Origin of the sequence: Streptomyces sp. H27-H5 (assembly GCF_026627505.1) — a bacterium.
Taxonomy (GTDB): domain Bacteria; phylum Actinomycetota; class Actinomycetes; order Streptomycetales; family Streptomycetaceae; genus Streptomyces.
The window spans coordinates 1-5,289 of record NZ_JAPNLK010000204.1 but is presented as its reverse complement, the minus strand read 5'-3'; the positions used below and the strand labels follow the sequence as shown (position 1 = coordinate 5,289).

Annotated in this window: 7 protein-coding genes; 3 read left to right on the top strand and 4 right to left on the bottom strand. The window is 68.0% G+C overall.

Translation table 11 applies throughout. The annotated features are described in order from the left end of the window. Nucleotides 1-181, top strand: a 181-nt coding sequence (locus OTB19_RS41450) for a chaplin (protein WP_267804036.1), incomplete at its 5' end; no start/stop codon positions are given. A gap of 418 nt (nt 182-599) precedes the next feature. Here OTB19_RS41450 and OTB19_RS41445 read toward each other — a convergent pair. Continuing rightward, the gene (locus OTB19_RS41445; RefSeq protein WP_267804035.1) at nt 600-884 is read right to left on the bottom strand and encodes a hypothetical protein; all 285 of its coding nucleotides are present in this window, start codon (nt 882-884) and stop codon (nt 600-602) included. 143 nt (nt 885-1,027) lie between these two features. Further along, on the bottom strand, nt 1,028-1,657 hold the full coding sequence (locus tag OTB19_RS41440; RefSeq protein ID WP_267804034.1) for a hypothetical protein: 630 nt from the start codon (nt 1,655-1,657) through the stop codon (nt 1,028-1,030). A gap of 162 nt (nt 1,658-1,819) precedes the next feature. Between OTB19_RS41440 and OTB19_RS41435 the strand changes: the two genes are divergently transcribed. Beyond that, a complete protein-coding gene (locus tag OTB19_RS41435) occupies nt 1,820-2,152 on the top strand; it encodes a transposase (protein ID WP_324290590.1) in 333 nt (110 codons plus the stop codon). Nucleotides 2,153-2,963: 811 nt separating this feature from the next. Here the strand turns inward: OTB19_RS41435 and OTB19_RS41430 are convergent. Beyond that, nucleotides 2,964-3,317 carry a hypothetical protein gene (locus tag OTB19_RS41430; protein WP_267804033.1) on the bottom strand — a complete coding sequence of 118 codons (354 nt, stop codon included), beginning with the start codon at nt 3,315-3,317 and terminating at the stop codon, nt 2,964-2,966. Between the two features lie 374 nt (nt 3,318-3,691). Beyond that, complete coding sequence (locus OTB19_RS41425; protein WP_267804032.1) at nt 3,692-4,300, bottom strand: TetR family transcriptional regulator; 609 nt, start codon at nt 4,298-4,300, stop codon at nt 3,692-3,694. A 14-nt stretch (nt 4,301-4,314) separates the two neighbouring features. On the opposite strand from OTB19_RS41425, the gene OTB19_RS41420 reads away from it, so the two are divergent. Then, nucleotides 4,315-4,848, top strand: coding sequence for a hypothetical protein (locus OTB19_RS41420; RefSeq protein ID WP_267804031.1), 534 nt, complete (start codon nt 4,315-4,317; stop codon nt 4,846-4,848). Nucleotides 4,849-5,289 lie beyond the last annotated feature (441 nt).

Below are 5,289 nucleotides of genomic sequence, written 5' to 3'. Positions count from 1 at the left end.
GTCCGGCAACGTCGTCCAGGTGCCCATCCACATCCCGATCAACCTCTGCGGCAACACCGTCAACGTCGTCGGCGCCCTCAACCCGGCCTTCGGCAACACCTGCATCAACGCCAGCGGCGGCCACAAGAACCACCACTACAAGGGCGAGCACCACAAGGCCGACCACGACGGCGAGTACTGAGCACCACCCGCTCCTGACCTGCCGGCAGCCACAGTGAGCCGACAGAGCACGCCATCCTTCGCACCAGCCGCACAACACACCCCCTGAGCCTCCGGCCTCCCCCCGCGACCCGGGGAGGCCGGAATGCCACCCGACACGGCACACAGTCCGCGCCCCAAAGGTGGGACTCGCCACGAGGAAATCACTGCTCTTCGTCGTTCGGTCGACACCCTCGCCCAGCGCGTCCAGGAAGTCACCGTCTACAGCCCGGGATCGTGTGGGCCCCGGCCAACGCGGCCTGGGAAGAGAACCTCGGCGCCGCACGCGCCTACTTCACCCACACCGCCACCCGATGTGGCGGCGCGTGACCGTTCCGGCATGAACCGACACGGCGACGGCCCCTGCCGCCGGGGGCCATCGCCGTGGTGACGTTGCTCGCTCAGGTGCCCACGGCGGTAACGCCGAACATCAGGGTGCGACGGCTGACGTCGTAGTGCACGGTCGGTGTACTGCGCAGGAGGTCTTGGAGGACGTCGGCGTCATCGGCGTCGAGGGTCAGCACCTCTTCCCAGGCGCCTTCGTCGAGTACGAGTTGCAGGGTGAGGGTGCCTCGGGAAGCGGGCTCTCCGGCAACCCAGCTGAACTGATAGTGGCTGAGTTGGCGCACCTTGATGCTGTCGTCCGTAACGGGTTGCGTCACCTTGGGCGTGGCAGCTCTGGGCATGGTGTCTCTCCTCGCGTGACTGATGTCGCATGGGGACGGCGGACTGGGCATACACCGGCCGGCGGGCAGGGGGTCGCCGGAGTGCGGTGGCTGCGGGACAAGCCGGAGGGGCCGAGTTTCTTCCCCGGGCCTGGCCGGAGAGGTCAGCAGCGGCCCGTCATCGCGCCGTGGTGGCAGACCCGGCGTACGGCGGCCATGCCTGTTCCGCCTGCCACGGCCAGGGGTGAGGCGGCCCGGCGCAGCATGCCCGCCCTCTGCTGCTCAGGGCGCTGCTGCTCTCCGTGCAGGGCGTTTAGTACCAGCATCCCGGCCGTCAGAGCCGGTACGGCCCACTGCAGCATCGCGAGATGACGTTGTGCCTGGTCCAGTTCGACGGGGTGGTCGGCTGCCGCCTCTTGATCTTCGGAGTCCGGGGACGAGGCGAGTTCCACCTTCTTGCCCAGTACACGGCTGTAGGCGGTGGCGGCGAGCGCGGCTCCGGTGAGGACCGTCTTGGCGATGGTGGAGGCACCGACGCCTCTTTGGTAGGCCACCCGGGCGCTGTTGGCGCCCAGAAGTCCGGCCCCACCCATCAGATGGGCGCCGATCGCGGCCGCGTTTACCGGAGTCCAGGCGGCCCAGCCGGCGCTGGCGATCCGCGAAGCCAAAACAGGCTCCCGCACAGCGTTGCCCGCTGCCTTGTTCAGGGCGACCGCTCCCATCAGAGAGCCACCGAACCAAGCCGCCAGGCCGATGTCATGCAGACTGCGCATGACCGTGTTGCGCTCAGACATATGAATCCTCCCAGACACACATCCCGTCCCTGCACTCGCAGGGCACCGCAGCCAGCCTCGGGGCGGCCGGCGTCGCCGGCCACCGGAGGCACGCACATGGGCGAACCTCCGCGCCGTCCGCGGACGTCTGGATTCGGCGGCTGATCGAGACCCTGAGTCAGACTGTCGAGATTTAACCTTTCAACCGTTGCGGAGCGCGTGCGCGGCCGCCACTTCAAACCCCAGCGTCTCCATGCGGACAAGGCATACGACGTCACACACCTGCGAAAATGGTTGCGCGGGAAACGCATCGGCGTTCGCATCGCCCGCAAGGGAATCGAGTCCAGCGAACGTCTCGGCCGCCGCCGATGGGTCATCGAACGCACGATGTCCTGGCTCACCGGCTACCGGCGACTCAACCACCGATACGAACGCAATCCCCGCAACTACCTGGCCTTTCTCATCCTCGCGGCCGCCCTCTTCTGCTACAAACGACTCGTGCGCCCCACCACATAGGACACGGTCTTAGCCCGGTTTGCTCAGCCCGGTTTGTTCTCCCCGCCCCGGAGCCGATCGCGTGACGGCAAGCTCGGGAGCAGCGGGGTTGAGCGGCAGTCACCCTTCCGGGAGACCGAGGCCACACCGGCCGGCGCGGCCGTGTACGCGAGCGGGATCTACCCCTGCCCGTCAGGCCATCTCGACCCCCAGGCGAGGACATGGGCGCGGCCGTGATCAGCGGGGCCTGGGGGAAGTGCGTGCTTGCACCTCCGAAGCAAAGACAGTCTCACAGCACGCCCTCAGGGCCTCTCTACGATGAACGCACAAGCCTGATCCAGCTACGGCAGGGACTGGCCGTTTCGTTTTCTACTGCGCGGACCCGCAAAGGGTCGCGCCATCACTCCAACAGACAGTCATACGGGTGACGTCATTCGTTCGCATGTCGAGAATGCCTAGAGAGCGTGGGAGGCGTGCTGTGCTGTCTATACGGCTCAACGGTTTCAGGCGGGCAGGTCTCACCGGGTGGCGGGACCGACCCGTCCGTCGGCAAGGAGGACTGATGAATCATCAGGACAGTAACGCGTCCGGGTCGTCGTGCGGAAGAGAAGTCGTGTGAATAGTGATGTCCATGGTGAGCAGGCTAGAGGCGGCTCCGTGATTGGCGCTTCTCAATTCCTGATCGATCCGGACACGCCCGGACGTTCACGGGCATGTCACGCGGAGTGAGCCGCCCCGGGTTCCGCAGAGTCCAGTGATCTTGTCGCAGACGGACTGTGGGGTCCGTACGAGTCCGCGACGGAAGCGACCGACGCGGACGCGCCGGCAGTTCTCAACCGACACCGGTAGCCGTCGAGGCCACGGACAGGGCCAGTGCACCGAGCGCGCCCACAGCGCCGTAGAGCCGCAGCTTGCCCCGCTCTTCGCGTTGGCGGACATGCAGTGCGGTGGCCCAGGCGAAGGCCAGACCCCCGACGATGAACCACGGCCCCCACAGGTAGAGGTACCAGGCGGTCAGCGCGGCCAGATCTGGCTCAACAGCGGCGACCCCAGCCTCGACCAGTACACCGTGGACGACGAAGAGGCCGCCGTGCCACGTGAGCAGGGTCGCCGCGCCACCGCCGCAGAACACCATGAGCCGGCTGATCCGTGGGCCCCGCGGTCGCGTCAGACCGATGCCGATCAATGCCCGAAGAGCTTCAGGAAGCCGGTCACCAAAAGGACGGCCACGAACCACGGCACTCCGTCGAGAGCGAGCTTCACCAACGACGGCGAGACAGTCGACTGCGCGCCGAGGGTACTGCCCGTCGCCCAGACGAAACTGGGCACCGCGAACGACAACGCCCATGCCGCAGCGGCGTATCCAGGCCATGTGCTCAGGTGGAGGGGGACTGTTCGGCGCGGGACAGAACGCACTGTGTGGTCGAGGGAAGGCATAACCGACATGACTCGACCATGGCCCGAACCGCGACGACGTACGTCATCCGCACGAAGGATCCGCCTCCCCCACGAGAGCTACCCGCCCGCCCTGCGGGCGGAGACGAGACCTTCGCACACGCCCTAGAAGTCCAGCCCCCGCGAGAGCAGCGGCAGGTGGCGCTGGTACAACTCCGCCAGATCGTCCCGGCCGTCGCGCTCCACCCAGTGCCGTACGAGTGTGGTGAACACGGCGATGATGGCCGCAGCCGCGCACTTGACCTCCAGGTCGACCGCGTCGCGACCGGCACGCTCCGCGATGATCTCGGCAATGGCCTGCTCGCTGCGCTCCTGTTCGGCGACCGAGCGAGCCCGGATCCCGGGGTCCGTGAAGCTGATCCGGGTGCGCAGGAGGAGGTCCTCGCGGTCGCGTTGCAGCATCTCGCCCATAGGGCCCTTCAGGGAGTTGATGATCGCGTCCATGAGGGGCTCGTCGGCGGGCCGGGCCCGTAGCGCCTCGGCGAGTGCGGGGTCGTACTCGTCCTGTACGACCACGTCTTCCTTGGTGGGGAAGTACCGGAAGAACGTGCTCGGCGAGACCTCCGCCGCGTCCGCGATCTGGTCGACCGTGGTCGACTCGTACCCGTGCTCGGCGAAGAGGCTGTAGGCCTCGCGCCGGATGCGCTCGCGGGTCTTCTGCTTCTTGCGCTCGCGCAGGCTCAGGGGCGCGGCGGAGGTCTCGTGCGTTGTCATGCGATTGATTCTGCGTGCTGCGCGGCGGACTGGGCCACTGCGCGGGAGCCCGTGGAGCGGCCGGGCAGGAACACCGCGGCCAGGACAGCGGCGAGCAGGGCGATCGTGCCGGAGGACAGGTGGCCGACAGCGCGCCGCCACCGGCGCGCCGGGCAGAGGGTGAGCAGCTCGCCAGTACGTTCTTCGAGGCCGCCGCCGGCGGCGACATGGACGCGCTGCTCGGCATGCTCGCGCCCGACGTGGTGTTCCACGGGGACGGCGGCGGCAAGGCACGGGCGATCGGAAGGTCAGTGACCGATCCGCAGCGCGTCGCACAGCTGCTCACCGGTGGGCTCCGCCGGCTCCGGACGCTCGGCGCCGCCCTCCGGCCGGCCTGGATCAACGGCCGGCCGGGCGCCGTGATACTCGACGCCGAAGGACGCGTGGCCAGCGTGGTCGAACTCGACATCGCCGACGGCGTGGTCCAGGCGGTCCACTCCGTGTCCAACCCCGACAAGCTCGGCCACATCGGACCGGTGTCCGATATCGCGCGACTGCCGGAGAGGTGATCCGCCCTCACCTCGCCATCAATGGCTCCATGGGGGTGACGAACTCCGGGGGCGGTCAGGGGATACCGGAGCCCGGCCGGCGAGAGGCCGGCCGGGCTCATCCCTGTGTGGGCGGTTACGCCTCGCAGGCTTCCCCCGCGGCGCCAGAAGGCGGTTGACGGCAGCGGGTCGGATGCCCACGACGACGGCGCCGATGTCGTTGGGCACAGCTCGACACCTGCCAGGTGGACTACCCGAGGCTCGGCAGAGGTCCGAACGTCGGTCACGCAACGTGACATTCACGGCCAGATATCTCCCCGTTTGGTGGCCGTCAGTTACGGCAGCTGTAGATAGCCGCTGGTGTGCTGGCTGGTCATGGTGTGGTGTCGGCGTAGGTGTGCCAACGGCGGTGGCAGAGGCGGGCGCGGTGTTGATGGCGGCGGCGCCAGGTGGACCACCACA